The following is a 26,108-nucleotide window of genomic DNA, read 5'->3' as shown; positions in this document are numbered from 1 at the left end:
GGTCCTAGCGGAAGCGGACCGGCATGCTCCTGACGCCGTTGATGAAGTTGGAGCGCACGCGCGTGGCCGGCCCGGCCGGGGCCAGGCCGGGCATCTTGTCGGCGATCGTCTCGATGAGCACGGAGAGCTGGAGCCTGGCCAGGTGGGAGCCCAGGCAGTAGTGGGCGCCGCCGCCGCCGAACCCCACGTGGGGGTTGGGGCGCCTGCCGATGTCGAAGACGCCGGGGTCGGCGAAGACGCGCTCATCGAAGTTGGCCGAGGAGTAGAAGACGACGACCTTGTCCCCGCGCGCGATCGGCTGCCCGCCCAGCTCGGTGTCCCGGGTGGCGGTGCGCCGGAACTGGTTGACGGGGGAGACCCAGCGCACGATCTCGTCCACGGCGGCCGGGAGCAGGCTCCGGTCGTCCAGGAGGCGCCGCCACTGGGCGGGGTGGGCGAAGAAGGCGAGCATCCCGCCGGAGGCGGCGTTGCGCGTGGTCTCGTTGCCCGCCACGGCGATCTGGATCAGGAGCAGGTTGCACTCCGCGGCGGTGAGCGCCTCGCCGTACGCCCCGGGCAGGAGCAGCCGGCCGATGAGGTCGTCCCGGGGGTCCTGGCGGCGGCGGGCGACCAGCTCGTCCAGGTAGAGGAACATCTCGGCGGCGGCGGCCTGGGCGTCCTCGACGGAGGCCCCGGGGTCGTCGAAGCCGGTCAGCCGGTTCGACCACTGCTCCACCCGGTGCCGGTCGGCGGCGGGGATGCCCATGAGCTCGCACAGCACCCGGGCGGGGAACGGCGCGGCGATCTCGGCCACGAAGTCGCCCTCGCCCCGCCGCAGGGCCTGCCCGGCGAGCTCCTCGCAGACGGCGCGCAGGCGTGGTTCGAGCAGGGCCGTCAGGCGCGGGGTGAACCCGCGGTTGACGAGGGACCGCGTCCGGGTGTGCTCGGGCGGGTCCATGTTCATCATCATGCTCCGCTGGACCGCGAGCTCCTCGTCGGTGTACTCCAGGAACATCGCGCCCCTGCTGCGCACCGAGAAGGTCCGCGAGTCGCGGGACACGCGGACGACGTCGGCGTGCCGGGTGACCGCCCAGAACTCCGGCTCCCCGGCGTGCCGGTAGACCGGGGCGGCGGCGCGCAGCCGGCGGAACCGGTCGTGCGGGATGCCGCCGGCGGCGTACAGGCCGGGATCGATCACGTCGATGGCGCCGACGGCGTCGATCACGGGGCGCTCCCTTCCAGCGCGCGCCGGTCCCGGTACTCCCGCGTCCGGCGGAACCCCGCGGTCAGCAGGGCCTCGAACGGCCGCCGGGCGACCAGGCCGAGCAGTTCGCCGATCCGGCCGTAGGCGGGGGCCATGGTCCGGCTCCTGCTGACCACGGCCCGGCAGACCCAGTCGGCGGCCTCCTCGGGGGTGCGCCCGGGCATGTGCCGGGAGAAGCCCGTGGGCTCGCTCATGCGGGTGCGGACCAGGCCGAAGTACAGGGAGCTGCAGGCGACGCCGTCGGGGCGGATCTCGGGGGCGACGCTGCGCAGCCAGAAGTCGAAGGCGGCCTTGGAGGCGATGTAGGCCGAGTATCGCGGCACCTGGAACTGCACGCCGATGGTGGAGACGTTGATGATGTGGGCGTGGCCGCGGGCCCGCATCGCCGGGAGCACCTCCAGGAGCAGGCGGACGGGGCCGAAGTAGTTGACCGCCATGGTCCGCTGGAAGTCGTGGAAGCGGTCCTGCGACCGCCCGATGGAGCGGCGGATCGAGTGGCCGGCGTTGTTGACGAAGACGTCCACGCCGCCGTAGTCGTCCAGCAGCTCCTTGGCCAGCGCCGCGGCGCTGTCGGGGTCGGCCAGGTCCACGGGGTGGACGTGGGCGCGTCCCCCGGCGGCGGCGATGTCGGCCTGGATCCGGTGGAGCCGGTCGACGGACCTGGCCGCCATGACGACGGTCGCGCCGGCCGCCGCGAGCCGCCGCGACACGGCCTCGCCGATGCCCGCCGACGCCCCCGTCACCAGGACGACCCGGCCGGTGACCGCGCGCCGGAGCCTCCGCTGTCTCAGCCTGCGGATCATGTGGTCCTCCCGTGTCGTCCCGGCCGGTCAGGCGCCCGTCAGGCGCTTGCCCAGCGAGGCGAGGCCGGGCCGGTAGATGTGGTCGCGGACCATCTCGGCGAGCCGGTCCGCCTCGGCCGCGTCGGCCTCGAAGTCGGCCGTCCACTGCACGAAGGACCGGTCGCCGTCGGTCACCGGGAGCACCCGCAGCCTGGAGACGTACTCCCGCAGGGGGAAGACCGACTCCAGGATGCGGTAGGTCTGGCTGCGGGCGTCGTCGTCGAGCGCCAGCAGTTCCTCCCTGGCCATGACCTGGCCGTTGACCTCGAACCGGCGTATCGCGCCGACGCGGTCGGAGGGGCCGCCCCCTTCGATGACCGCGTCCGGCATGCCGTCGTACCAGGCGTTGAAGCGGCCGAAGTCGCGCAGCAGGCGCCACACCTCGCCGGCCGGAGCCTCGACCACCGTGCTGACCGTCACTCGGGGCATCCGCTCACCCTCGTCGATGTCCGGCGCCTCCGCCGTACCGGATGATCGGCTCGGCGCGTCTGTAGAGTAGCCCGCGCCGAGTTAACCTAGCAAGCGCTTGATAGGACTTTCGGGGAGTGCCCTCTCCGCCCGCCGCGCCGGTCCCGGCCGCTCCGGCGGTCACCGTACGGCGGGGCTCGCGGTCCGCTCGCCGCCGGCGGCCAGGAGGCGGTCCAGGAATGCGTTGGCGAACTTGCCGCCGGGGTCCAGGCGGCCGGCCAGGTCGCGGAAGCCGCCGGGGCAGGCGGGCCACCGGGTGAAGAGCTTGCCCCAGTGCGGCCTGGGGTCGTACGGCGCCAGCGCCTCCTCCACGAGCCCGATCACGGGGAGCACGGCGGCCGGGTCCCTGATCCAGGTGAAGTGGACGGCCACGCTGTCGCGGCCGCGGAAGGGGCTCAGCCACAGGTCGTCGGCGGCGACCGTGCGCACCTCCGACACGCGCAGGACGGGGCGGATCCGGTCGCCGACGGCGAACAGGGCGCGCAGGGCCGCCGCGGCGTGGGCGCGCGGCATCAGGAACTCCGACTGCAGTTCGTCGCCGGCGCCGCTGGGCGGGGCGTCGGCCCGGAAGTGGGGCAGGCGCTCGTGCCAGGGGCCCGGCTCCCCGAGCTGGCGGGTGCAGCTTCCCGCGGGCATGCCGGCGATCGGGTGCCGGGGGCCGTCCGCGGGGCGCGTGCCGTACCACTCGTCCCGGTCGAACTCCTCGCGCCGCTTCAGCCAGACGCTGGTCCGGCGCCAGTCGGTGAACAGGCTGACGCTGTGGCCGCCGGCCATGATGGCGTCGAAGTCGGCCAGGGCGTCCGGCTCCAGGCCCTCCCTGACGTACTGCCGCAGCTCGAAGGCGGGCACCAGGTCCAGCGTCAGCGCGGTCACCACGCCCAGCGCGCCCAGGGCCACGACCGCGCCGGGGAAGTCCGCGTCCCCGCGCGCCAGCTCCAGCGTCGATCCGTCGGCGGTGACCAGCTCCACCCCGGACACGGCGGCGGCCAGGCTCCGGTTGCCGTCGCCCGAGCCGTGCGTGCCCGTGGCGCAGGAGCCGGCGATGGAGATGTGCGGCAGCGAGGCCATGTTCTCCAGCGCCAGGCCCGCCTCGTGCAGGGCCGGGGCCAGCTCGGCGTACGTCGTGCCCGCGCTCACCCGCACGCGCCGCGCGGCACCGTCGATCTCCACGATGCGCGGCATCCGGTCGAGGAGGATCAGGTCCCCGGGGCCGTCCGCCACGTCGCTGAACGAGTGCCCGCTGCCCAGCGCCCGCACCCGGCGGGCGCCCGCGACCAGCCGGCGCAGTTCCCCGAGGCAGGCCGGGCGGTGCGCCGCCCGCGCCCCGAAAGTCACATTCCCCGCCCAGTTCCGCAATGTCGTCACTCGGACCCCTTCATGGTGTTTTCCGGTGAATCATGTGAGCGCTAACACGCTAACGGCAAGGGCTGGGCGGGGCGCCCCCTCGCGAGCCGGGCGCCGCGGCGCGGGCCCGGAGCCCGGCCGGCTTCACCCGCGTGACGGGGCTTCACGCGCGCGTGCTCACGCAGGGTGCGCGGGTCGCGCCCACGGTTCCGGGGAGGACCGGGGGCCGGGCGAGCCCCAGGGGCTTTCGGCAACGTCTGCATCGAGCCCCCGCGCGCCCCTCGGCCCCCGCGGGTCACCGCCGGACGGGAGGCGGACGGGGACGCGGGCGGGGAGTCGGGCGGGGAGGCGACGGGGACGCGGGCGGGGCCGCCGGGGCGGTCGGGTGATCGCCGGGACCGGGTCACGGGCGGGGTGCGGCCCCCTCGGGCGCCCGGGACAGGCGGCGGTACGCCGTGCGCCAGATCTCGCGTTCGTCGAAGCGCTCGGCCGTCCACGTCGCCGAGGACAGCGAGCCCCGGCCCCGGTACCGGCGCATGATCGCGACGTGCGCGGGGAGCCGGACGAAGCCCCGCACCGCCCGCTCGCCGGTCCACACCGACACCGATCCGGTACGGCGGCGCCCGGGCTCGGCCCACAGCCACACCCCGACCGCGCCCTCCAGGTCGTCCCACTCGCGCGCGAGCGCGAACCCGGCCCGCGCGATCCCGGGCAGGTGGAGTGGGTTGCGCGCGGTGAACTCGGTGATCGCCACGAGCACGGGCCCCTGCGCGCCCGCCGCAGGCCCGGCGCGCCACCGCGACCTCAGCATTCGCCCTCCCTGGGCGTACGGCCGGCGAGGGCGAGGAGGCGGCGGCGGGGGGAGGCGTCCGCGGGGAGGGGGGCGCGGGGGCCGAAGAAGGACCCGGGGGAGCGGGTCTCGTCCGGGATCCGCTCGGCGACGCGCAGCGCGGCCGACGTCAGCTCCTCGTCCGGCTCCCACGGCAGGTCCAGGGTCGCGGCGACGTCCCAGGCGTGGACGACGTAGTCGAGCAGGTGGAAGCCGATCGCCACCCGGCCGGGGAACGCCGCCCCGGTCCCCAGCTCCGGCATCGCGAAGGTCCGCTCCAGGGCGTCGGCGGCGGCGAAGGCCGCGGTGACCCGCTCCGCCGACCGCTCGTAGGCCGCCGCGGGGTCGTCGCCGAGCTCCGCGCGCTGCCACGGGGCGAGGTCGGCCGAGCCTTCCGCCGCGGCCGCGAACCCGGCGTTCTGGGCGACCAGGTGGCGGAGCAGGCCGTAGAGGGTCCAGTCGGGGCAGGGGGTGGGCGAGGTGAGACGCGCCGGGCGGACCCGGGCCACGAGGCGCCCGGTGAGGTCCAGCGCGCGGCGGTCGAGTGCGCGGATGTCCATGCCGGGAACGCTAGAAGCGCCGAGCGGCCCAATCCAGGGCCGAAAACGGCCCTTATGATTGGGCCAATATGGACCTGCACGTGACCCTGGAGGGCCGCCGGGACCTGCCCGCCCAGATCTACCGGCAGGTCAGCGCGGCCGTCCTCGACGGGCGGCTGCGCGCGGGCGACCGCCTGCCGCCGAGCCGCGAGCTGGCCCGCCGCCTGGCCGTCTCCCGCAACACCGTGGCCGTCGCCTACGACAGGCTGGTCGCCGAGGGGTACGCCGAGAGCCGCGTGGGCTCGGGCACCTACGTGCGGGCGACGGGAGGCCCGCTCCGCCGTACGGCCTCGCCCTCCGCGCTCCGGCCGAGGGCCGTGTGGGACTCGATCGAGCCGTGGCCGGGGGAGGCCGCGCCCGCCGGGGTCCGCCATGACTTCCGGCTGGGGGTGCCGGACGCGCGGCTGTTCCCGTACGAGGCGTGGCGGCGGATCGTGGCGGGGGAGCTGCGGCGCTCGGCGGGTCCGGGGTACGGGAACCCGGCGGGCCACCGGGGGCTCCGCGAGGCCCTGGCCCGGCACCTCGGCGTCTCGCGCGGCGTGCGCGCCGGGGCCGGCGACCTGATCGTGACCACGAGCGCGCAGCAGGCGCTCGACCTGGTGTGCCGGGTGATGGTCGCGCCGGGCGACCTGGTGGCGGTCGAGGACCCCGGTTACCCGCCCGCGCGCCTGCTGCTGGAGTCGCACGGCGCGTCCGTCGCGCGCGTCCCCGTCGACGCCGAGGGGCTGCGCGTGGACCTGCTCCCCGAGGGCGCGCGGCTCGTCTACGTCACGCCGTCGCACCAGTTCCCGCTGGGCATGCCGATGTCGCGGGCCCGCCGTACGGCCCTGCTGGACTGGGCCGCGCGGAACGGGGCGGTCGTGGTGGAGGACGACTACGACAGCGAGTTCCGGTACGGCGGGCGCCCGCTGGACCCGCTCCAGAGCATCGACAGGACCGGGCACGTGGTCTACGTGGGCTCCTTCTCCAAGGTCATGCTGCCCGCCCTGCGCGTCGGTCTCCTGCTCGCCCCCGAGCCGCTGCGCGCCGCCCTGACCCGCGCCAAGTACGTCACCGACTGGAACACCGCCCCCCACACGCAGGCCGCCCTCGCCCGCTTCATCGACGACGGACTCCTGGCCCGCCACATCCGCCGGGCCCGCGCGGAATACGAGACCCGCCACGAGGTCCTGACCCGCGTGCTCCGCCGCGACTTCACCGGCCTTCTGGACGTCGTCCCCTCCGCCACCGGCCTGCACGTGACGGCTCTCGCCCGGCACGACCCGGCCCCGATCGTCGCCCGCGTCCCCGGCCTGGCCCTCCCCACCCTGGCCCAGGCCGCGCAGGACCCCGCCGCCCCTTCCGGCCTCGTCTTCGGCTACGGCGCGATCGCGCCCACCGGCATCGAACCCGCCCTCCGCCTCCTGCGCGCGGCCTGGCCCGCCTGAGCGCTCACCGCCCCGGGGTCAGGGCGTCTGCTCGTCGATCTGGCAGGACCAGAACACCCACGCGTGCCCGCCGGTGTTCTTCAGGCTGTGGAAGGCCCAGCCGGTCCCGGCGAGGTCGAGGGTGACCAGGAACTCGACGGTGGCGTCGCCGCCCGCGACCGTGGCGGTCTGCGTCCCGGATGCGCCGCTGAGCTCGTACTGGGTGCTCGTCACACCGTTCGTGCTCACGCGGAACCGCAGCCGGTAGGTGTGCGGGGCGCCGTCGGGCACCCGGACGTACGGCAGGACCGCCTGGTTGACCGTCGAGGGGATCACCTGCGGATTGAACGCGACGTTGTTCGGGGTGAACGCGTGGGCGCCGTAGAGGACGAGCTGGGTGTCGGCCGAGGTGACGTGCTGGGGGTCGAGGGTGCCCACCGGCGTCCAGCCCGCGGCGGCCCGGGCGGCGGGCCGGTGCTCCCTCGCGCTCGCCTCGCCCGCGATGACGGTGAGCGGCACCGCGACCGCCAGGGCCGCCAGGAGGGTGCCGGCCGGTCTTCTCAGGGTGGTGGTTCTCATGATGAACCTCCTCGGCGACCGCCGCCGTAGGGAATCCGTCCCCCGATGGTCCCTGCCGGCGGGGCGGCTGAAAAGGCCGCGAGAAACGTCATCTCAGCCACCCCGCTCACCGGGTCGATGGTGTCAGGGCGTGGCGAGGCACGCCTCGGCGATGAGGGTGTCCTGCTCGACGGTGCCGCCCGAGACGCCGATCGCGCCGATGGTGCGGCCCTCGCCGTCGGTGATCGGGAGTCCGCCGCCGAAGGAGACCAGCCCGTCGTTGGTGAGCTCGATGCCGTAGCAGGGGCCGCCCGGCTGGGAGAGCCCGCCGATCACCGCGGTCGGCATCCGGAACAGGACCGCCGTCCTGGCCTTCTTCAGCGCGATGTCGATCGAGCCCAGCCACGCCCGGTCCATCCGGACGAAGTGCAGCAGGTGCCCGCCCGCGTCCACGATCGCGATGTTCATGTCCACGCCCAGCTCGGCGGCCCGGGCCATCCCGGCCTCGGCGCGGCGAAACGCGTCCTGCAACGTCAGCTCAGTCATCACATGTCCCTGTCTGTCGGGCTTCCGGTAACGAACGCCACCACCGTGCCCCGGCCGCGTCCGCCCCTCCAGGACCGTCCCCGCCCGGGCCCGGCGTTCCAGGGACTGTCACACCCAGGCACCGGGCGGCGCGGTCGCCGATACTGGTGGGTCATGAGCGAACTGGGAGACTTCCTCAGGGCCAAGCGCGCTGCCCTCAACCCCCAGGACGTCGGGCTGCCCGGCGGCGGCCGGATGCGCCGCGTCCCCGGCCTGCGCCGCGAGGAGGTGGCGCTCCTCGCCGACGTGGGCGTCGACCACTACACCCGGCTGGAGCAGGGCCGCGCCGCCGGAGTGTCGGAGTCTGTGCTCGCCGCGATCGCCCGGGCGCTGCGCCTGACCGACGACGAGCACCTCTATCTGCGCGCCCTGGCCAAACCCCCCGCCCGGCCCCGTTCCCGGACCGGCTCCCAGCCCGCGGGCCTGCCCGAGGTCAGCGTGGCCACACGGGCGCTGCTCGACGGCCTCACGGCCACCCCCGCCCTGGTGCTGGGCCGCCGCATGGACGTCCTGGCCTGGAACCCCCTGGCCGCAGCCCTGTTCCTCGACTTCGGCGGGTGGCCGGCCGGGCGGCGCAACCTGGTCCGGCTGGTCTTCCTGGAACCCCGGATCCGTGACCTGTTCCCCCGATGGGAGGCCGTCGCCGCCGACGCGGTCGCCCGGCTGCGCCTGGCCGCCGCCGCCCACCCCCACGACAAGAGGCTGTCCGCGCTGATCGGTGAGCTGTCGGTCCAGGACGAGGACTTCCGGCGCTGGTGGAGCGGCCACGCCGTCAAGGCCACCGACCGGGGCCGCAAGACCTTCGACCACCCGGTCACCGGGCCCATCGAACTCGACTGGCAGGCCCTCCGGCTCAGCGCCCACCAGGACCAGACCTTGATCGTGTACACCGCGCCGCCCGGCTCGTCCACCGCCGAGGCCCTCCATTTCCTCCAGGCCTGGGCCCCCGCCCGGGACACCGCCGGGTCCTGATCCTCCGCCGGCGTCGCCCCTGCCGTACGGCGGCGCCGCCCCTCCGTACGCCGTCCGCCCCCGAGCGCACGCCGTCCGCCGGACGCCGCGGGGCGTCGTGGCCGAGGGGTGAACTTCGGTCCAGGGTGCTTCTGACCTGGGGTTATATGGGTATACCGGTATGGGGTTGGTGGCGGAGTCCAGGGTGAATGGGGACGGAAGATCTACCTTCTCGCGTCACTCCATCTGTCACTCAGGGTTATTAGACAGGGGCAATCAGTCACTCTGTGTAGTGATGTCTAGTGCGCCTTGAGAGGACTCTTCGTGCCTGTCTCTTCGCTGCGGCGGATCCTGGTATCCGCCGTCCTCGCGCTCGGCCATGTCGGGCTGGGCGCGGGCATGACCCAGGCCCATATTGGGAGCAATCGTCCGGCGAACTACCCCACCCGCGCCGTCGTCCTGGTGGCCAACACCGACTCCGGCGATCTGAGTGCCTTCGACCCGCTTCTGCGCCCGCTCGCCAAGCGCATCGGCGGAGACGGCGTGCCCGGCGCGTTCACCCCCGTCGAGGTGGCCTTCGGGCCCGGCGGGACCCGGGCCTACGTCACCAGCCTGCGCAACAACCGGCTGGTCGTGATCGACACGCTGGCCGCGCGCGTCATCCACAGCATCCCCGTGGGCCGCGGCCCGGTCGGCGTGGCCGTCTCGCCCGCCGGCCGCCGCGTCTACGTCGCCAACCGCGGCTCGAACACCGTCTCGATCATCGACCCGGCGCTGGGGAGGGTGATCGCCACCGTCCCCGTCGGCAAGATCCCCCACAGTGTCGCCATCTCGCCCGCCAGCCGTACCGTCTACGTCACCAACAACGGCTCGGGCACCGTCAGCGCCATCCGCGGTCACAGGGTCGTGGCCACCTACCGCACCGGGCTCTACCCCGCCGGGATCGCCGTCGCCCCCGGGGGCGGTTACCTGTACGTCGCCAACACCGGGTCCGACAGCGTCTCGCGCATCCCGCTCACCGGCGGCCACGCGCCCGCCCGGATCCGGGTGGGACAGGCGCCGATCGGGCTGGCGGTCACCCCGAACGGCCTCGTCTGGACCGCCAACTCCGGCTCCGGCACCGTCTCGGTGATCGACCCCGCCAGGGGCGCCGTCATCGACACCATCGCGGTGGGCGGCACCCCTGAGGGCGTCGCCGCCGCCAGGGACGGCAGCCGCGTCTACGTCACCAACAACGCCTCCAACACCATGACGGTGATCAGCGGGCCCACCCGGCGCGTCATCGCCACCGTGCCCACCGGCAGGGGCCCTGAGGGGGTCGCCGTCGCCCCCTGACGCCCGCCCGCACGGCCTCCATCCCCCCGCCCCGCGGGCCCGTACGGCGGGGGCGGCGCGGGCCGTCACGGCGTACGGAACCGGAACCGGCCGCGAGGCCGTACGGCGGGCGGGGGCGTACGGCGGGAGCCCGCCGTCAGTCGGCGACGAGGGCACGGAGCAGGTCGCGCAGGGACTCCTGCTGCGCGGGGTCGAGCGCGGCCAGCGGTGAGTGGGCGCTCAGCCGCCGTACGACCTCGGCGCGGCGGCGCTCGCCCGCGCCGGTGAGCACGATCCGCTTGGCGCGGCGGTCGGTCGGGTGGGGCCGCCGCTCGATCAGGCCCTGCTCCTCCAGCCGGTCGAGGACGAACGTGGCGTTGGACGCCTCGCACGACATCCGGTCGGCCAGTTCCCGCGCGGTGATCGGCTCGGACAGCTCCCGCAGCGCGACCACCTGGGTCGGCGTCAGGCCGAGCTCGTCGGCGGCCCGGCGCACGCGCACCCCCAGCTTCTGGGTGAACCGGTGGGCCAGCTTGCAGACCTCCCGGTCGAGCAGCCCCTCCTCCGCCAGGTCCGCCACCAGGTCCGCCACCGCTTCGGGCCGTTCCGCCATGCCCCGAAGTCTAGCCGAGGAGCTTCGAGTCATGATAGCTATGACTCGAATTATGCGAACTCGAACTAACTGAGAGGGTGCCGTGCCGCTCCTGGTCTTTTCACTCATGCTCGTGGTCTTCGGCCTGACCACCGGCGAGTTCGTCATCGCCGGGATCCTGCCCGACGTGGCGCGCGATCTGTCGGTCTCGATCCCGGAGGCGGGACTGCTGGTCACCGCGTACGCCATCGGCATGATCGCGGGAGGGCCGGTGATCACGACGCTGACCGCGAGGCTGCCCCGCAGGCCGCTCGTCATCGGGCTCATCACCACGTCCATCGCCGGGAACGCCGCGTCGGCCGTCGCGCCCAGCTACCCCGTCCTGCTGGCGGGGCGGTTCATCGCCGGGCTGGTGGTGGCCACCTTCTTCGCCGTCGCGATCGCCACCGCCGTCTCCGCCGCCGCCGAGGGCAAGCAGGCCTCCACGGTGGCGAGGCTGACGCTCGGCATGAACCTGGGCATGATCGCGGGCACCCCGCTGGGCACCTTCGTCGGCCAGCACTTCGGCTGGCGGGCGACCTTCGCCGCGATCGCCGTGTTCACCGTCGTCGCCCTGACGCTGGTGCTGCGGTCCTTCCCCGCCGCGCCCGCGCCGGTCGTCGGCTCGCTCCTCGGTGAGCTGCGCGTCTTCGCCAGCCGGGACGTCGTGCTGGCCATCGCCCTGACCGCCGCGGGGAACCTGGGGGTCGTCACCGTCTTCAGCTTCCTGGCGCCACTGGCGACCGACGTCAGCGGGTTCTCCGGCGCGGCCCTGCCGATGCTGCTCCTGGTGTACGGCGCCGGCGCCGTCATCGGCAACTTCCTCGGCGGCCGGCTGGCGGACCGGGCGCTCATGCCCTCGCTCGCGGGCCTGCTGGCCGTACTGGCCGGCGTCCTCGCGGCCGGCTGGGTGATCAGCACGCACCCGGTGCCCGCCGTGGTGCTGTGGTTCGCGCTCGGCGTCCTGGCGTTCGCGATCATCCCGGGCATGCAGACCCGCGTGGTCACCACCGCGCAGGCCGCCCCGACCCTGGCCGTCGCCGTCAACGCCTCGGGCTTCCAGCTCGCCGCCGCGTTCGCCGGGTGGCTCGGCGGGCGGCTCATCGACGGCCCGGGGCCCCGCTCGATCTACCTGGCCGCCGCCGCCCTCACCGTCGCGGGGCTGCTCATCGCGCTCTACTCGCTGCGCCGCGACCGCCGTACCGCCGCCACGCCCGCCTCGCAGCCGGCCGCCTCACACTGAACGCCGGGGCCCGCCGCGAGCCGGGTCACCGGTGCCGGCTGGCGTCCAGGAGGGCGCGGCCGAGGTCGGTCGCCTGGTGGAGCACCCGGTTGCGGTCGCGATGGCTGGAGACCAGGCCCGCCTCGCGCAGGACGGCGGCGTGCTCGCTCGCCGAGGCGGGGGAGATGCCGAGCCGGCGGGCCAGCTCCGAGGTCGTGGACACGCGGAAGGCGGCGGCCTCCAGCACCGCCGCCCGGGTCGCGCCCAGCAGCGCCCCGAGCGCGGCGGGCAGGTCCCCGTCCCGGGAGGGGAGCGCCCCGGGGGCCCGCTCGACGGGGTAGACGAGGACGGGCCGCAGCTCGGGGTCGAGCATGGTCAGCGGGCCGCTGACGCAGAAGTACGACGGGATCAGCAGCAGTCCCCGGCCGTTCAGGTGCAGCTCCTGATCGCGATGGCCGGGGACGCGCAGCTCGCCCGCCGACCAGCTCATCATCGGCCGCAGCCCGGCGAGCATGGCCTCGACCCCGCCCCCCGCCAGCGCGTCGGCCCGGATCCGCCTGTCCCGCTCCCAGGCGCTCTCGACGCTCCGCCGGTACGGGGTGACCGTCAGCTCGTAGCACGCGCGCATCGCGTCCGTGAGCGCCACGAGCAGGGCGGGCTCACCGGCGGCCAGGCCGCGCGTCTCGTACGGCAGGAGCCGGCCTCCCGCCAGCCGGCGCAGGTCGCGGCGCAGCACGGGGACGGGCGTGCTCCGGATCGCCTCAAGGCCGTGCTCAAGGCCGCGGGCCGCCTCGGCCGGGTTGAGGAAGTCGGGGAAGTAACCGACGGGCGGCGTGAGCGTCAGCAGCAGCTTCAGCATCCCGCCGAGGCCGGCGCCCCGCACCGCCGCGCACGCCTCCCGGCGCCATCCCCTGAAGAGCAGGTCGCCGCGCTGCGGCCGGAGCATCTGCAGGCCGAGCACCAGGTCCCACAGCGGATCGGGCTCCGCGGCGATCCTGGTCCGCGCGATGTCGTCGCCCGTGAAGTAGATCCTGAGCATGGTGGGCCGCCCCGAGAGCAGATGGCATCCCAGCGAGGTCGCGCGACACCGCCCAGAGGTGGCGCGATCCCACCGCCATGACACCAGACCCCCCTTTCCCCCGTCCACACCGAAACGACCCGCGACCCCGATCGACAGGCCGGTCCAGGGCGGGTTGTCAGGTTTTGTTCAGGAGCTCGGAGACCGTCACGAAGCGGTAGCCCTGGGTGCGGAGGGTGGTGATCAGGGCGCTGAGGGACGCACGGGTGTTCGCCCCTCCGGCGTACCAGGGGTGGAGCAGGATGATCGAGCCGGGGCGGGTCTGCTCGCGGACGGCGCTGACGATCTGGGCGGGGGCCGGCCGGGCGTCGGAGTCGGGCTCCACGTCCCACATGACCGTGTGCCGCCGGTGGTCGGCCAGGTACAGCGGCAGGGTCAGCAGTTTCTTGCCCGTCGGCGGCCGGAACGGGATGTCGCCGCGCTGCCCGGCTCCGCGGATGGCCCGGTCGGTGCGCTCGATCTCCTCGGCGACGGTGGAGGGGGAGACGAAGACCATCCGCCGGTGGGTGAAGGTGTGGTTGGCGAGCTGGTGCCCGGCGGCGACCAGCGCCCTGGCGTCCTGCGGCCGGGCCTCGACCTGCGACCCGACGACGAAGAAGGTCGCGCGGACGCGGTGCTCGGCGAGGGTGGAGATGATCTCCTGGGTGTGCTCGTCAGGGCCGTCGTCGAAGGTCAGGGCGACCACCTTCTCGGTGGTGTCCACCCGGTCGGTCAGCCGCCCGGCGAGCTGGAAGGTGCGCGAGTTCATCAGCGGGTAGAGCCCCGCGCCGCCGAGCAGGACGACGGCGAGAACGGCGAGCACCGCCCACCGCCTCCTCCGCCCGGTCTTCCCCGATGCTCCCGTCTTCCCCGATGCGTCCATGGACGATCATGAAATCACGCCCTGCCGGGCCGGTCGGCACCTTCCCGTGATCTCGTCCCGGCGCGCGTTCCACCGAGCGCCCCGTACGGCGGGCCACCGGGGCCCGGGCTCCTCGATCGGCGCCCGGGTGCCCCGGGGGCCCCGTGACCGGCAGACTTCTCGATCATGGACAGCGGACTGTGGGTCGGCGTTCTCACCGCGCTGACCGCGCTCGGGGCCAGTTACATCACGGCGCGGGCGACCTCGCGCGCGGCGCTGACCCAGGCGCGTACGGCCGCGCTGGCGCAGGCCCTGCGCGAGCAGCGGGACCGGCGGCGGGCCACCTACCGGGAGATGATGCGCTGCGCGCACGACTTCTCCGAGGTCACCTGGCAGATCGACGACGTCGACGCGGCGGGCGACCGCGAGGGCGAGGACCGGCTCCTGACCCGGATGTACGAGCGCATCGGCCCGGCCATCGGCGGCCTGAACCGGGCCACTCACGAGGTCCGGCTCGACGGCCCCGCGGACGTCTCCGTCGCGGCCGAGCACGTACGCCAGATGGCCCGCCGCCTGCAGCCCCGCCTCAAGGCGCTCATCGGGGCCGGGTCCCCCGAGCGCCGCGAGGAGTACGACAGCGCCTTCCGGGAGTTCCGGGACGCCTACCTCGCCTTCATCACCCGGGCGCGGGAAGCGCTCGAAGTAAGGGACGAGGACCCCGCCCTCTGACGCCCTCCGGGCGCTCGTCGCGGGGGCCGCCGCGAAGCCCCGGCCTTCGGATCACTCGGCCGGTTCCGGCTTCTTGAAGATCTCGAAGACGGCCAGGTAGTTCTCGCCGCCGTGGCCCTCGGCGATGGCCCGCTCGGCGATCCGCCGCATCAGGCGCGGCTGGCCGGCGTGGATCCCCTGCTCCACGCTGGTGCGGGTGATGTGCTCGAGCGCGTTCGCGTTCATCTCCATGGTCCCCAGGTCGCCGGGGTAGTCGCCCTTGTCCAGGCTGGGAGCCTGGGCGATGAGGGTCGCGTCGATCACCGTGGGCATGAACCAGTTGACGGCGAGGTCGGCGAACTCGACCGCGGAGACGCCCGCCGAGGCCACCATGGCCGTGGCGTGCAGGAACCCGTTCATGGTCGCGTACATCAGGTCGAGCAGCGCCGCGTTGTGCAGTACGGCCAGGCCGGGGTCGGCGCCGAGGTGGCGGGGGTCGCCCAGGCTCGCCAGGGTCTCCCGATGCGGGTCGAAGACGCCGGGGGAGCCGCTGTAGAGGAAGACGGCGTCCGGCCGGCCGACGAGCGGCGGCGGCACCATGATGGCGCCGTCGAGGTAGGCGACGTCGTGCCCGGCGGCCCAGGCGGCCGCCGAACGGGCCTCCGCGGGCGTACCGGAGCCGAGGTTGACCAGGACGCGGCCGCTCAGCGCCTCGGCGGCGGGATCGAGGATCTCGTGCGTGGTCGCGTAGTCGTTGAGGCACACGAGCGTGAGGGGGCTCTGGGACACCGCCTCGGCGACGGTCGCCGCGCGGCGGGCTCCCCCGGCGACGAGGCCGTCGCCCTTGCTCGGGGTGCGGTTCCAGATCGTCACGGCGTGGCCCTTGGCCAGGAGCGAGCCGGCGAGCGCCACCCCCATCGGGCCCAGGCCGAGGACGGTGACAGGCGAGCGACGCAGGTCGGATGAATGCGGATTCGTCATGACGGATAGGTTGGACCCTCACATTGGCGTGAGAGTCAAGCGGACGTGGCGGTGATGTGCGTGCGGATCGGGGAGCTGTCGCGGCTGACGGGGGTCAGCGTGCGCTCGCTGCGCTACTACGAGGAGCAGGGGCTGCTGGACCCGGTCCGGCTGCCCAGCGGATACCGGGAGTACGACGAGGGCCACGTCAGCACCGTGCGCGGCATCCGCCTCATGCTCGCCGCCGGCCTGAACACCGCCACCATCGCCGAACTGCTCCCCTGCATGACCGACGACGGCCAGGCCCTGAGCCCCAACTGCTCGGGCATGCTCCCCGACCTCCACCGGGAGCGCGCCCGCCTCACCGAAGCCGTCACCGACCTCCTGGCGGCCAGGGACGCGCTGGACACCCTCATAGCCACCACCCGGACCCTCGACCCCCCCGACCCCCAAGCCTGCCAAGCCCTGGCGCGCCCGAACGCGGTCCGCCCATGACGAACGTGCCCTGACGTCATCCGCCCGCCGATCGCGCGAAAACCTGGCGCGGGCCGACCGGCCGTTCAAGGTCGGGCCGCGGTGCATATCGCCTGTCGGCGAGCGAGGCCGCGGCCCAGGTGGGCGGGGGTGCCGTTCCCGGCACCCCCGGCGGCCGCTGAAATGCCTGTCCAGATCCGCTACTTGCGATAGATGTAGGCGGTTCCGTAAGAGCGCTTCGTGACCGAGACGTTGTTGCAACCGGCCTCAGTGAATTTGCTGCCGCCCTGGTTCGAGCCCTTGAACGTGCCTCGCTGGGTGGTGAAGTGCGAGATGGCGATGTGGCCCGTCAAGCCTTCTCGCCAGATGGCGACATCGCCGGGCTGGGGGTAGACGCCCCGGCCGATGTACCGGAACCCGTTCTTCTTGAGGAACGGGCCGAAGTCCTTCGCGAACCGGGGAATCGCGCCTTTGAGCTTCAGCTTTCGCACGGCGTAGATGCCGCACTCACAGAAAACGGCGCCCTTCGCCTTCGCGGCTACGGCGCTCGCCGAGGCGGGGGCGGGGGCGGAGGCGGGGCGATGCGTCGCGGACGCCGACGCCGGGGCCGCGCCCATCCCGCCGAGGACCGCGGCGAACGCGCTCGCGGCCACGGTCGTTCTGAAAATCCTGCGCATGGGGGCCTTTCTTCCAAGGTTCTCCGGTGGGTGCGGCGGAGGTCCGCGGCACGGAAGGCGGTCCGCGGGTCGCCGGCGCACATGTCGGGAGGGGAGAGCGAGCCTTTCTGCCGACGAGCCGCGGACTCCACCGATGACCCCACCTTCAGATGGCTGGAGGCGTCCGGGTGGCCGGACCGGGCTCAAGCGGTGGCGACGCCGCTCACAGTCCGTGGGGAAGACCAGTCCCCCACAGTGCTCGGGCGTCCGCGATGATCATTGTCTCCCACGTCGCCGGACCCGTCGTACCGGGCCCGGCGACGTGCCGCCGGCGACCATGACCAGGGCGAGGGCCCGATCACGGTGAGCGGCCGACACACGGGCGGCCGGTCCCTCGAAGGCTCCAGCGGACGGGGCTCCGGCGTAGGGGGTGGTCGCCGGGGTCAGGTCATTCGTCGCAGGGCGGTTTCCACCGTGTCGATCAGGGGGTCGGCGTTGGTCCGGGGGTGGCGGGTCAGGCCTAGTTCGACGTCGGGGAGGGTGGGGAGGGCGGACGCGTCGTGGCGGGCCAGGGACGGTTCCAGGTTGGCGGGCATCAGGGCGGCCGCTCCCAGCCCGGCTCTCACCGCGGCCAGGACGCTGACCAGGCTGTTGCTCTCGAAGGCCACGCGCCAGGGGCGGCCGGCGCGGTCGAGGGCCTCCAGGACGGACGTGCGCCAGGTGCAGGGGTTCGAGAAGAGGATGACCGGCAGGGGGTCGGCGGTGAGGTCGACCTTCGGGCCCGCGGCCCAGACGAGGGGGCGGCGGACCGTCCAGCGCGGCGGGCCGGGGAGGTCCGGCACCTCGTCGAGGACGAGCTGGACCCGCCCCGAGTCGTACGCCTCGCGCATCGCGGCCTTGGACAGGCTCAGCACCTCCAGCGTCGTGCCGGGGTGCATCCCGGCGAGGTCGGCGAGGGCCTGCGGAAGCCGGGAGGCGGCGAGGTCTTCGAGGAGCCCGACGCCGCAGTGGCCGGTGAGCTCACGCGCGGTCTCGGTGAGCGCCTGCGCGGAGAGCGCGAGGATCCGTTCGGCGTACGGCAGGAGCTCGGCGCCCGCACGGGTCGGCGAGACGCCGGCCGGCGACCGGTAGAGCAGCGGGCGGCCGACGGTGCTCTCCAGCTTGCGCAGCCGCTGGCTGAGCGCGGGCTGGGTCTGCCCGAGCGCGGTCGCGGCGCGGCTGATGCTGCCCGTTCGCACGGCGGTGACGAACGACCGCAGCAACGTGATCTCAAGGTCCCTGGGCATAAGAGTTCATTATGTAGGCTCCAACGAAACGGCCACTTCCTATGGCCGCCGGGGATGGCCTAGCTTTCGCGGGGTGACCAGATACCGACAGGTGCTCGCCGTGCCGGGGATGGCGTCCCTGCTGGGCGTCTCGCTGCTCGCCCGGGCCGCGATCACGGCCGACGTGATGGCGCTGACCATGCATGTCGTGCTGGGCCGGGACATGAGCTACGCGGCTGCGGGCGGCGTCGCGGCGGCGCTGACCGCCGGGGTGGCGCTGGGCGGGCCGCTGCTCGGCCGCGTGATCGACCGGCGCGGCCTGCGTCCCGTGCTGCTGACGACGGCCGCGCTGCAGGCGGTGTTCTGGCTGTGCGCGCCGGCCCTGCCGTACGGCGTCCTGCTGGGCGCGTCCTTCGCGGCGGGGCTGCTGATGGTGCCGGTCCAGCAGGTGACCAGGCAGGCGATCGCCGCGATGACGACGGCGGCGCAGCGCCGGGCCGCGTTCGCGCTGGAGTCGGTGCAGGGCGAGCTGTCCTACATCGTGGGGCCGTCGGTGGTGATCCTGTGCGCGGCGAAGACGTCCCCCGAGGTGGTGGTGTGGGGGGTCGGCGCCGTGATCGTCGCCGGTGGGGTCGGCGTCGCGCTGCTCAACCCGCCGCTGCTGGGCGGGGACGAGGCCGAGCCCGGCGCGGGCGCGGCAGGCCGGCCCCCGCGCCGCGAGTGGCTGGGCGTCCGCATGATCGCCGTGCTGGTGATGGGGTTCGGCACCACCCTGCTGCTCAGCGGCGTCGACCTCGCCATCGTCGCCACGCTCGAAGAGGCGGATCAGGTGTCCTGGGCCGCGGTGGTGGTGGCCGTGTTCGGCGGGTCCTCCATCGCCGGCGGGCTGATCTACGGCGCGCTGCCCCGGGCGATGCCCACGTGGCTGCTGCTCGGCCTGCTCGGGCTCGTGACGATCCCGGCCGGGCTCGCCCGCGACTGGCCCTGGCTGTGCGTGGCGGTGGTCGGCGCGGGGCTTCTCACCGCGCCGACCCTGTCCACGGTGGCCGACGCGGTGAGCCGGCTGGCCCCGGCGGGCGTCCGGGGTGAGGCGACGGGGCTGCAGTCCTCGGCGCAGAGCGCGGGTTTCGCGCTCGGGTCGCCGATCGTCGGGGTGGCGATCGACGTGTCCGTGCCGGGAGGCGGCTTCGCGGCGGCCGGGCTGGCCGGCCTGGCCGCCGCGCTGACCGGGCTCCTGCTGTCCCGCCGCCCGCCCGCCGCGCGCCGGGCCGGAGGGGATGGTCAGGAGGAGGGGGGTGAGCGTCCGGCCGCCGCGGTCGGCACGCCGTGAGGTGCCCGGCCGCGGCGTCCACGGCCGGGCGTCAGGTGTAGGTGTAGCTGCCCCGGTGGTCCACGACGTCGGCGACGGTGGCGGTGAACGGCGCGAGCGCCTCGTCGACGTCGACGACGTTCGCGGTGCCGCCGCCGGGCTGGTAGCGGGCGGCGCCGTACCCCCAGCGGTTCTGCCAGCGGGACCAGATCCGGTCGATGTTGCAGTGGTGCAGGAAGAACAGCGGATCGTTGGGGGAGTCGGTCTGCGCCATGTGGCCGCCGACCCAGACGTGGACGCGCCCGTGCGGGCTGGGGGAGAGGCCGCCCTCCAGGCGGTTGCGCATCCCGTCGTTGGACGCCGAGGTCCACGGCGCGACGTCGTAGGTGCCGACGTCCAGGATGGTCTGGACGTCGGCCGCGGTCGGCAGGGAGCCGGACCGGCCGATGGCCCGGTACAGCGACTTGGCCGTGCTGGGGCTGACGTTGATCCGCCAGTTGGCCTCGCCGGCGAAGGGGCCGGTGGTGACCGGGCCGCTGCCGTCGCGGCCGTTGCCGCCCATGAAGTCGTCGGTGAACGGCGGGCCGGTGAGGGACTGCTCGTTCACCCAGTTCCAGTAGGGCAGGGTGACCGTGGAGTCGAAGGCCTGCAGGCCCTTCTCGAACTCCAGCAGGAACTTGCGGTGCCACGGCAGGAACGACGACGACCAGTGCGCGTAGTTGTGGCCGTTGACGGTGCCGAAGTAGGTCATGTGGGTGTTGACGAACCAGTCGTAGTTGCGCCCGGTGGTCTTGGCCTTCAGTTTCTTCACCGCGGCGACGAAGGCGGTTCTCTCGGCGGCCGTCAGGGCGGCCACGTTCTTGCGGATTCCCATCTCGGTGCCTCCTGGTGGCCGTCAGTCGTGGGAGTGGTCGGCGTGAGGGGTCAGCTCCTGGTCCCCGAGCCGGTCCACGACGAGCCTGGCCAGCTTCTTGAGGCCGTCGCGGTTGTTCCCCTCGTCGAGAGGGATGGGCTCGAAGTGGCTGATCGTGCTGACCACGGCGGTGTAGGTCTCGGCGGATCCGGGGGCGACCGGGAGTTCGAGTTGCATGACGCCGAGCTTCTTGCCGTTGATGTGGACCTTGTGCTTGCCGCGGGCCTTGTCGTGCTCGCCCTTGATCTTCTTGCCCTTGTAGTTCTCCTCGAAGTCGCGGGGGTCGGCCGGGCCTGGCGTGGGCGTCGCCGTGGAGGTCGGTGTCGGGGCCGGCGTGGGGGCGGCGGCCGTACGGCCCGGGGCGAAGGCGGCCACGCCCGCGGCGGCGGTGGCCAGGGTGGCTGTCGCGCCGTATCGGAAGACGTCGCGACGGGATATGCCGTCCATGGGGGATCCTCTGCGGTGTGAAGCGGGAGCCCTAGGGGGTCGCCGGCGAGGGCTGGTCCCCAACTCTGGCCCAGGATCACCGTCAGCGCATCTAACCTGACAGTCTGTAATCAGTGACTGTGTGCGGTTAAGTCATCGCATAGTGTGCCCCTCGCGGAGAGGCCCGGATCAGCGTTTGACCCGGTTGCGGATGGCCAGGGCGGCCAGGCCGACGAAGAGCGGGCCGGAGACGCGCAGCATGACCTGCAGGACCTGCCCCCAGTGGGTGACGGTCTCGGGCACGTTCGCGGTCTTGACGTCGACCGCGACCATGGCGCGCAGGCTGTGGAGCAGCGCGTCCAGGTACGGCACCGGCCGGGGGAACCCGGCGTGGGCCATGCCCAGGGCGAGCGCCGCCACCACGGCCAGCATCGCGGCCAGGGCCCGCCACGCCCGCAGGCCGTACCCCGAGACCAGCCAGTACAGCCACAGCAGGAGCCGTTCCGCGCGGCGGGCGCCGGCGCGGCGCATCTCCATCTCCCCGTAGTAGAAGTCGGCCGCGCCCGGCTCGTTCTTGGCGTCCTCGAGCGCCTTGCGCAACTGCCGGTAGAGCACTTCCAGCCGCGGCGAGTCCACAGGCCGCACCCCTTCCGGGGCCGGGGACCACCGGCCGGGACCGCGGCCGCGCAGGAACCGCCGCCGCGCGCGCCAGTGGTGCTCCTCGGCCAGCACCCGGCGCCTGCGGCGCGGGTCGGTCGCGAAGACGCACCTGCCGTCGAGCTGGATCTGGTCGGCCCGGTGCACCCCGGCGAACAGGCAGCCGGTGAGGTCGACGTCGGTCAGCACCACCTGCCCGGCGTCCAGCCCGCGCAGCGACGTCACCGCGGCCAGGGGGACCCGGCCGAGCCGCGGGTCGGCCAGCCCCGACTCGTCGACCTGGCGGAGCGGCCGGGAGGGCGAGTCCGCCGCGTGGGTGATCGGCTCCTGCAGTCCGTGGACGGTCAGCGCCCCCGCGCACACCGCGCCGGACAGGTCGACGCGCGCCGCCCGCAGCCGCAGGCTCACCCGGTCCTTCGCCCGCAGCCCCTCGGCGAGTACGGCGCGCGCGGCCACCTCGACATGCACCTCGCCCTCGGCCGTCGCCCTGGTCAGATCGAGCTCGTCGGCGCGGCCGGTGACGAGCAGGTCCCCGGCGAACCTGGCCTCGTGGAACCGGGCCTCGCCGATGACCCGGGTCGCCCCGAAGAGGGCGTCCCGGGCGAAGCTCGACCGGGCGAAGTCGGCCCCTTCCAGGAACCTCGCCCCGGTGAACAGGGCGCGGCCGGAGAAGACGGCGGAGTCGAACGCGGCGGGCCCGGTGAACCGGGCCTGGCCGAACCCGGCGTCGCCGAGGAAGGTGGCGTGGCCGAAGCCGGCCCAGGCGGAGAAGCCCGCCCCGTGGAAGCTCACGTCGGCGGGGAAGGTGGCGCCCGCGAAGTCGGCGGCGCCGAACTCGGCGACGCCCCGACCGGCGCTCAAGGGGGCCAGCAACTCCTGGAACAGGTCCGCGGTGAACACCACGCCCATCGCGTCGACGTCGGAACCGGGCCGCAGCCCGGCCAGGTAGGCGTCGCGCTCGCCGGGGTCCAGGTGCGCGAGGCAGCGGCCGTCCCGCAGCGATCTCGCGCGGCAGCGCTCACCGGGGTCGAGGACATGGGGTCGCGTGCATCGCTGGGAGTCCACCGGCAAGATCGTCACATCGCCGTTCTACGGCTCGTTCCCCGCCGGGCGCCAGCCGCGGCCGGGCATCGATACCAACGAGCGACCGCCCCCGCCCGGCCGCCGCGCCGCCGCCCGGCCGCCCGCCGGCCTCTCGCCACCGGCGGAGGACGGCCGGCGCCGGGGCGCGGCGCGCGGTGGTGGGCGGCGGGGCGGCCGGTCCGGCTAGGGGCGCGCGGGCTCTGCCGGGCCCGACTCCGCCGCCTGCCCGATGCGCCGGTAGACGTTGTTGCGCAGGCGCAGGATGGGGGCCGCGATGGCGGCGGCGGCCAGGGACCCGGCCAGCACGGCGATCTTGACGTGGGCGTCGCGCTCGCTGCCCGCGCCGAACGCGAGCTCGCCGATGAGCAGGGACACGGTGAACCCGACGCCGGTCAGGGCGGCCAGGCCGAGCACGTCGATCCAGCCCAGGTCCTCGTCCAGGTCGGCGTGGGTGAACCGGGCGACCAGCCAGGTGGCGGCCATGACGCCCAGGGGCTTGCCGGCGACGAGCCCGAGGACGACGCCGAGCGCGACCGGGTCGGCCAGGGCGCGGCCGAGGCCGTCCAGCGGCACCCCGGCGGACAGGAACGCGAAGACGGGCACGGCCAGCCCGGCCGACAGCGGCCGGAAGCGGTGCTCGAAGTGCTCGGCGAGCCCCGGCCCGGTCCCCGCGCGGTCGTGGACGGGTACGGCGAAGCCCAGCAGCACGCCGGCGACCGTGGCGTGGACCCCGGAGGCGTGCACCAGCGCCCAGGCCGCGAACGCCAGCGGCAGCAGCAGCCACCAGGAGCGCACGCCCCGCCGTACCAGCCAGGCGAACGCCAGCAGCGGGACCACCGCGGCGAGCAGCGGCACGAGCGAGAGCCGTTCGGTGTAGAAGACGGCGATGACGACGATGGCCAGCAGGTCGTCGACCACGGCCAGCGTGAGCAGGAAGGTGCGCAGCGCGGCGGGCAGGTGCCGGCCGATGACGGCCAGTACGGCCAGCGCGAAGGCGATGTCGGTGGCGGTGGGGATCGCCCAGCCCCGGGCGGCGCCCGCGCCGGCGTGGGAGGCGGCCAGCAGGAAGACCGCCGCGGGCACGAGCACCCCGCCGAACGCGGCGGCCACCGGTACGGCGGCGCGCCGCGGGTCGCGCAGGTCCCCGGCGACGAACTCCCGCTTGAGCTCCAGCCCGGCCACGAAGAAGAAGATCGCCAGCAGGCCGTCGGCGGCCCAGGCGGCCAGGCTCAGGTCCAGGTGCAGCGCCTGCGGCCCGATCCGGGCGTCGCGGAGCCCCTCGTACGCGGTGGCCCAGGGCGAGTTGGCGGCGATCATGCCGAGCACCGCCCCGCCCAGCAGCAGCCCCCCGCCCACGGTCTCGGCGCGGAGGATGTCGGCGATGCGGCGGGCCTCGGCCTTGGAACCACGGCTGAACAGGCGGAAACCGCGCGGCGGCGCGTGCGTCACGGGAACTCCCGAAGGGGTCGGCGGCAGAACACGCCGACCAGGCTTCCCGGCACACCATCTTCATCCTACCCAAACACCCTGAAATCACCCGAATCACTCGTATCGGCGGGCGGCCGAGGGCGTCGGCGGGTGCCATCGGGCTCAGGGCCGGGTCCAGGCGGGCAGGTCCTCCACGTCGCGGACCCCGCGGAGAGCCGCGTGGACCGGCAGCGGCGACAGCGCGATGACCGCGGCCGCCAGCCAGAGGACCGGCCGCGTGCCCGCGGCCTGCCCGAGAGCGCCCCCGAGCAGGGCGCCCACGGGGAACAGGCCCATCATGAGGACGCGCATGGTCGCGTTGACCCGGCCGAGCATCCGCTCCGGGCACAGCCGCTGGCGCAGGCTGACGTTGGTGATCGCGTACACGATCTGGCCCAGCTCGCCGGCGGCCGTGCCGAGCACGAGGAGCAGCACCGGCCGGCCGGGGCCGGACAGGGGGGTGAGCATCGCGGCCGGGCCGGTCACGGCGAGCGAGAGCCAGATGATCCGCGCTGACCCGGCCCGCCGGGCGAGCCGGGGCGTCAGGGCCGCGCCCGCCAGGGCGGCGACCGAGCCCGCGGCGAGCACGAGCCCGATCGCGGCGGGGGTCAGGCCGAGCGTGCGGACCATGAAGACGACGTTCACGGCCGAGGCGATCGCGAAGGCGAGGTTCCCGGCGGCGCTGGTGATCGCCGTCGCGCGCAGGAGCCGGTTGCGGGCGACGAACGCCAGGCCCTCGCCGATCTCGGCGGCGAGCCGCCCCGGCCGCGCGGCCGGCGGGGCCGGCTCGCGGGCCCGGATGGCCAGCAGCGACGCGGCGGAGAGGGCGAACGTGACGGCCTGGACGAGGACGACGTTCGCGGCCCCGAGCAGCGCGACCGCCCAGCCGCCGACGCCGGGCCCGGCCACCTGGCCGCAGGCGCGCACGGTCTCCATCGCCGAGTTGCCGGCGAGCAGGCCGGTACGGTCGGCCACCGCCGGCAGGTAGCTCTGGTAGCCGACGTCGAAGAAGACCCGGGCGACGCCGGCCAGCAGCGAGACCACCACGAGCTGGGTGATGGTCAGCCTCCCGAGGAGGGCGGCCAGGGGGATCGTGGCCAGGAGCGCCGCGCGGGCCAGGTCGGCCGCGACGAGGACGGGGCGGCGCGGCCACCGGTCGATCCACGCGCCCGCGGGCAGCCCGATCAGCGCGAACGCGACCGTCCCCGCGGCGGTGACGAGGCCGAGCTGCAGGGGTGAGGCGCCGAGGGTGACGACGGCGAGCAGGGGTACGGCCACGCCGCTGACCTGCGTGCCGAGCTGGGCGGTGGTCTGCCCGAACAGGAGGAGCCGGAAATCGCGCCGCCGCGACGGCGAGCCGCTTGCCATGGGGGCCTCCGAGAGCCGGTGGGTGAGGTCCCCACCCCGCTGCTCCGAAGGCGTCGCCAGGGGTGGGGGACGTTACCCGCCGGCACCCCGCGGGTCAACCCCCGGCGAGGGGACCACCGGCTGACCTCCTCGAACGGCGCGCCCGCCCCCGCCCGCCGTACGGCAGGCCCGCCGCACGGCGCGCCCGCCCGATCAGGAGTCGAGCGGGTTGGCGGCGAGGCGGGTGGCGAGACCGGCGCGGATGAACGTGGCGCAGCGGCCGTCCGGCTTGCGGGCGGCCTGGTCCTCGAAGGAGGCGGTGAACTCGGCGGCCAGGCCCAGCCGGGGGTACGCCTCCAGCACCTCGGCGCGCAGCCCCGCGGGGATCCACTCGACCCCGCGCCCGGAGATCTCCATGGCGGTGGACAGCTCCAGCAGGTGCCCCTCGGGGTCCTCGGCCAGGTCCACGGCGTCCCACATGTGGCGCTCGATCACCTGCGCCACCCGCTCGCGCCGCGCGGCCGGCCATCCGGCCCCGGCGGCGAAGACCCAGGCCACGTGCCCGCCCGCCGCCTCGAAGGGCACCGTGTGGCTGTCGAACTCCTTCACCAGCCCGATGTCGTGCAGCACCGCGGCGACGTACAGGAGCTCGGCGTCGAAGGCGATGCCGTTCTCGATCGCGTACGCCGCCGCCCACAGATAGGACCGGACGGCGTGGTTGTGCAACGCGGGCGGACAGTAGACGGCGCTCACCTCAAGAGCGCCGGCGGCGGCAGGAGAGTCGGGAACGGGGATCTCGGAGAGCTTCATGCGGGCATTCTCGCAGCATCCTTCAGCCTGCCTGAAGCCGGGTCCTCAGGCCTTCCGGGCACCGGTCGAGAGGCCCCGGCCGCCTGTGACGCGGGGCCCGGCGTGCCCGGCGGCCGGTCGGG

The 26,108-nt window shown here is 74.3% G+C and carries 27 protein-coding genes; 7 read left to right on the top strand and 20 right to left on the bottom strand.

What is annotated here, in order from left to right; genetic code table 11:
• Positions 1–4: 4 nt before the first annotated feature.
• The 6 genes from D5H75_RS03875 to D5H75_RS03850 form a co-directional block, all read right to left on the bottom strand.
• On the bottom strand, positions 5–1,204 hold the full coding sequence (locus tag D5H75_RS03875) for a cytochrome P450 (RefSeq protein ID WP_242453956.1): 1,200 nt from the start codon (positions 1,202–1,204) through the stop codon (positions 5–7).
• Positions 1,201–2,046, bottom strand: coding sequence for an SDR family NAD(P)-dependent oxidoreductase (locus D5H75_RS03870; RefSeq protein ID WP_119924888.1), 846 nt, complete (start codon positions 2,044–2,046; stop codon positions 1,201–1,203). Before D5H75_RS03870 ends, D5H75_RS03875 begins: the two co-directional genes overlap by 4 nt.
• Positions 2,047–2,073: 27 nt before the next feature.
• Positions 2,074–2,514 carry an SRPBCC family protein gene (locus D5H75_RS03865; protein WP_119924887.1) on the bottom strand — a complete coding sequence of 147 codons (441 nt, stop codon included), beginning with the start codon at positions 2,512–2,514 and terminating at the stop codon, positions 2,074–2,076.
• 159 nt (positions 2,515–2,673) lie between these two features.
• The gene (locus D5H75_RS03860) at positions 2,674–3,918 is read right to left on the bottom strand and encodes an FAD-binding protein (RefSeq protein WP_119924886.1); all 1,245 of its coding nucleotides are present in this window, start codon (positions 3,916–3,918) and stop codon (positions 2,674–2,676) included.
• Positions 3,919–4,300: 382 nt separating this feature from the next.
• Positions 4,301–4,708 carry a hypothetical protein gene (locus D5H75_RS03855; RefSeq protein ID WP_119924885.1) on the bottom strand — a complete coding sequence of 136 codons (408 nt, stop codon included), beginning with the start codon at positions 4,706–4,708 and terminating at the stop codon, positions 4,301–4,303.
• The gene (locus D5H75_RS03850; RefSeq protein ID WP_119924884.1) at positions 4,702–5,286 is read right to left on the bottom strand and encodes a TIGR03086 family metal-binding protein; all 585 of its coding nucleotides are present in this window, start codon (positions 5,284–5,286) and stop codon (positions 4,702–4,704) included. The genes D5H75_RS03855 and D5H75_RS03850 overlap by 7 nt, the downstream gene beginning before the upstream one ends.
• A gap of 68 nt (positions 5,287–5,354) precedes the next feature.
• Between D5H75_RS03850 and pdxR the strand changes: the two genes are divergently transcribed.
• Positions 5,355–6,752, top strand: coding sequence for a MocR-like pyridoxine biosynthesis transcription factor PdxR (pdxR, locus tag D5H75_RS03845; protein WP_119924883.1), 1,398 nt, complete (start codon positions 5,355–5,357; stop codon positions 6,750–6,752).
• A gap of 18 nt (positions 6,753–6,770) precedes the next feature.
• Here pdxR and D5H75_RS03840 read toward each other — a convergent pair whose 3' ends face one another.
• Both D5H75_RS03840 and D5H75_RS03835 read right to left on the bottom strand, forming a co-directional pair.
• Entirely contained in the window at positions 6,771–7,310 is a 540-nt protein-coding gene (locus D5H75_RS03840; protein WP_119924882.1) for a hypothetical protein, read from the bottom strand.
• A 123-nt stretch (positions 7,311–7,433) separates the two neighbouring features.
• Complete coding sequence (locus D5H75_RS03835) at positions 7,434–7,835, bottom strand: GlcG/HbpS family heme-binding protein (RefSeq protein WP_119924881.1); 402 nt, start codon at positions 7,833–7,835, stop codon at positions 7,434–7,436.
• Between the two features lie 153 nt (positions 7,836–7,988).
• Between D5H75_RS03835 and D5H75_RS03830 the strand changes: the two genes are divergently transcribed.
• Both D5H75_RS03830 and D5H75_RS03825 read left to right on the top strand, forming a co-directional pair.
• Positions 7,989–8,846: a helix-turn-helix transcriptional regulator gene (locus tag D5H75_RS03830; protein ID WP_119924880.1), complete on the top strand. Its 858-nt coding sequence runs from the start codon at positions 7,989–7,991 to the stop codon at positions 8,844–8,846.
• A 303-nt stretch (positions 8,847–9,149) separates the two neighbouring features.
• Entirely contained in the window at positions 9,150–10,160 is a 1,011-nt protein-coding gene (locus tag D5H75_RS03825; RefSeq protein ID WP_119924879.1) for a YncE family protein, read from the top strand.
• Positions 10,161–10,296: 136 nt separating this feature from the next.
• Here the strand turns inward: D5H75_RS03825 and D5H75_RS03820 are convergent, their stop codons facing one another.
• Positions 10,297–10,752, bottom strand: coding sequence for a MarR family winged helix-turn-helix transcriptional regulator (locus tag D5H75_RS03820; protein WP_119924878.1), 456 nt, complete (start codon positions 10,750–10,752; stop codon positions 10,297–10,299).
• An 82-nt stretch (positions 10,753–10,834) separates the two neighbouring features.
• Between D5H75_RS03820 and D5H75_RS03815 the strand changes: the two genes are divergently transcribed.
• Positions 10,835–12,013, top strand: a complete 1,179-nt coding sequence (locus D5H75_RS03815; protein WP_242453955.1) for an MFS transporter — start codon at positions 10,835–10,837, stop codon at positions 12,011–12,013.
• Positions 12,014–12,038: 25 nt separating this feature from the next.
• On the opposite strand, the gene D5H75_RS03810 is transcribed toward D5H75_RS03815, so the two are convergent.
• The gene (locus D5H75_RS03810; protein ID WP_119924876.1) at positions 12,039–13,031 is read right to left on the bottom strand and encodes an ArsR/SmtB family transcription factor; all 993 of its coding nucleotides are present in this window, start codon (positions 13,029–13,031) and stop codon (positions 12,039–12,041) included.
• Between the two features lie 157 nt (positions 13,032–13,188).
• Complete coding sequence (locus tag D5H75_RS03805; protein ID WP_242453954.1) at positions 13,189–13,872, bottom strand: polysaccharide deacetylase family protein; 684 nt, start codon at positions 13,870–13,872, stop codon at positions 13,189–13,191.
• 225 nt (positions 13,873–14,097) lie between these two features.
• Here D5H75_RS03805 and D5H75_RS03800 point away from each other — a divergent pair, with 225 nt between their 5' ends.
• Positions 14,098–14,640 (top strand): hypothetical protein, encoded by a 543-nt coding sequence (locus D5H75_RS03800; RefSeq protein ID WP_202637785.1) that lies wholly within the window; start codon positions 14,098–14,100, stop codon positions 14,638–14,640.
• A 51-nt stretch (positions 14,641–14,691) separates the two neighbouring features.
• Here D5H75_RS03800 and D5H75_RS03795 read toward each other — a convergent pair whose 3' ends face one another.
• Positions 14,692–15,600, bottom strand: a complete 909-nt coding sequence (locus D5H75_RS03795) for an NAD(P)-dependent oxidoreductase (RefSeq protein WP_119924873.1) — start codon at positions 15,598–15,600, stop codon at positions 14,692–14,694.
• 60 nt (positions 15,601–15,660) lie between these two features.
• On the opposite strand from D5H75_RS03795, the gene D5H75_RS03790 reads away from it, so the two are divergent.
• Positions 15,661–16,074: a MerR family transcriptional regulator gene (locus D5H75_RS03790; protein ID WP_119925208.1), complete on the top strand. Its 414-nt coding sequence runs from the start codon at positions 15,661–15,663 to the stop codon at positions 16,072–16,074.
• A 179-nt stretch (positions 16,075–16,253) separates the two neighbouring features.
• Here the strand turns inward: D5H75_RS03790 and D5H75_RS03785 are convergent, their stop codons facing one another.
• Entirely contained in the window at positions 16,254–16,730 is a 477-nt protein-coding gene (locus D5H75_RS03785; protein WP_119924872.1) for a hypothetical protein, read from the bottom strand.
• 422 nt (positions 16,731–17,152) lie between these two features.
• A complete protein-coding gene (locus D5H75_RS03780; protein WP_119924871.1) occupies positions 17,153–17,995 on the bottom strand; it encodes a LysR family transcriptional regulator in 843 nt (280 codons plus the stop codon).
• Positions 17,996–18,068: 73 nt separating this feature from the next.
• Here D5H75_RS03780 and D5H75_RS03775 point away from each other — a divergent pair, with 73 nt between their 5' ends.
• Entirely contained in the window at positions 18,069–19,304 is a 1,236-nt protein-coding gene (locus D5H75_RS03775; protein WP_202637784.1) for an MFS transporter, read from the top strand.
• Positions 19,305–19,335: 31 nt separating this feature from the next.
• On the opposite strand, the gene D5H75_RS03770 is transcribed toward D5H75_RS03775, so the two are convergent.
• From D5H75_RS03770 to D5H75_RS03745, 6 genes are all read right to left on the bottom strand, one after another.
• Positions 19,336–20,157, bottom strand: a complete 822-nt coding sequence (locus D5H75_RS03770; protein ID WP_119924870.1) for a tyrosinase family protein — start codon at positions 20,155–20,157, stop codon at positions 19,336–19,338.
• A gap of 21 nt (positions 20,158–20,178) precedes the next feature.
• Positions 20,179–20,643, bottom strand: a complete 465-nt coding sequence (locus D5H75_RS03765; RefSeq protein WP_119924869.1) for a tyrosinase family oxidase copper chaperone — start codon at positions 20,641–20,643, stop codon at positions 20,179–20,181.
• 168 nt (positions 20,644–20,811) lie between these two features.
• The gene (locus D5H75_RS03760) at positions 20,812–22,359 is read right to left on the bottom strand and encodes a pentapeptide repeat-containing protein (protein WP_147425056.1); all 1,548 of its coding nucleotides are present in this window, start codon (positions 22,357–22,359) and stop codon (positions 20,812–20,814) included.
• Positions 22,360–22,545: 186 nt separating this feature from the next.
• Entirely contained in the window at positions 22,546–23,811 is a 1,266-nt protein-coding gene (nhaA, locus tag D5H75_RS03755; protein ID WP_119924867.1) for a Na+/H+ antiporter NhaA, read from the bottom strand.
• Between the two features lie 141 nt (positions 23,812–23,952).
• Positions 23,953–25,197: an MFS transporter gene (locus tag D5H75_RS03750; protein WP_119924866.1), complete on the bottom strand. Its 1,245-nt coding sequence runs from the start codon at positions 25,195–25,197 to the stop codon at positions 23,953–23,955.
• A gap of 192 nt (positions 25,198–25,389) precedes the next feature.
• Positions 25,390–25,986, bottom strand: a complete 597-nt coding sequence (locus D5H75_RS03745; protein WP_119924865.1) for an HD domain-containing protein — start codon at positions 25,984–25,986, stop codon at positions 25,390–25,392.
• Between the last annotated feature and the right edge of the window lie 122 nt (positions 25,987–26,108).

Source organism: Bailinhaonella thermotolerans (assembly GCF_003594875.1).
Classification (GTDB): domain Bacteria; phylum Actinomycetota; class Actinomycetes; order Streptosporangiales; family Streptosporangiaceae; genus Bailinhaonella; species Bailinhaonella thermotolerans.
This window is presented reverse-complemented; position numbering and strand designations above follow the sequence as displayed.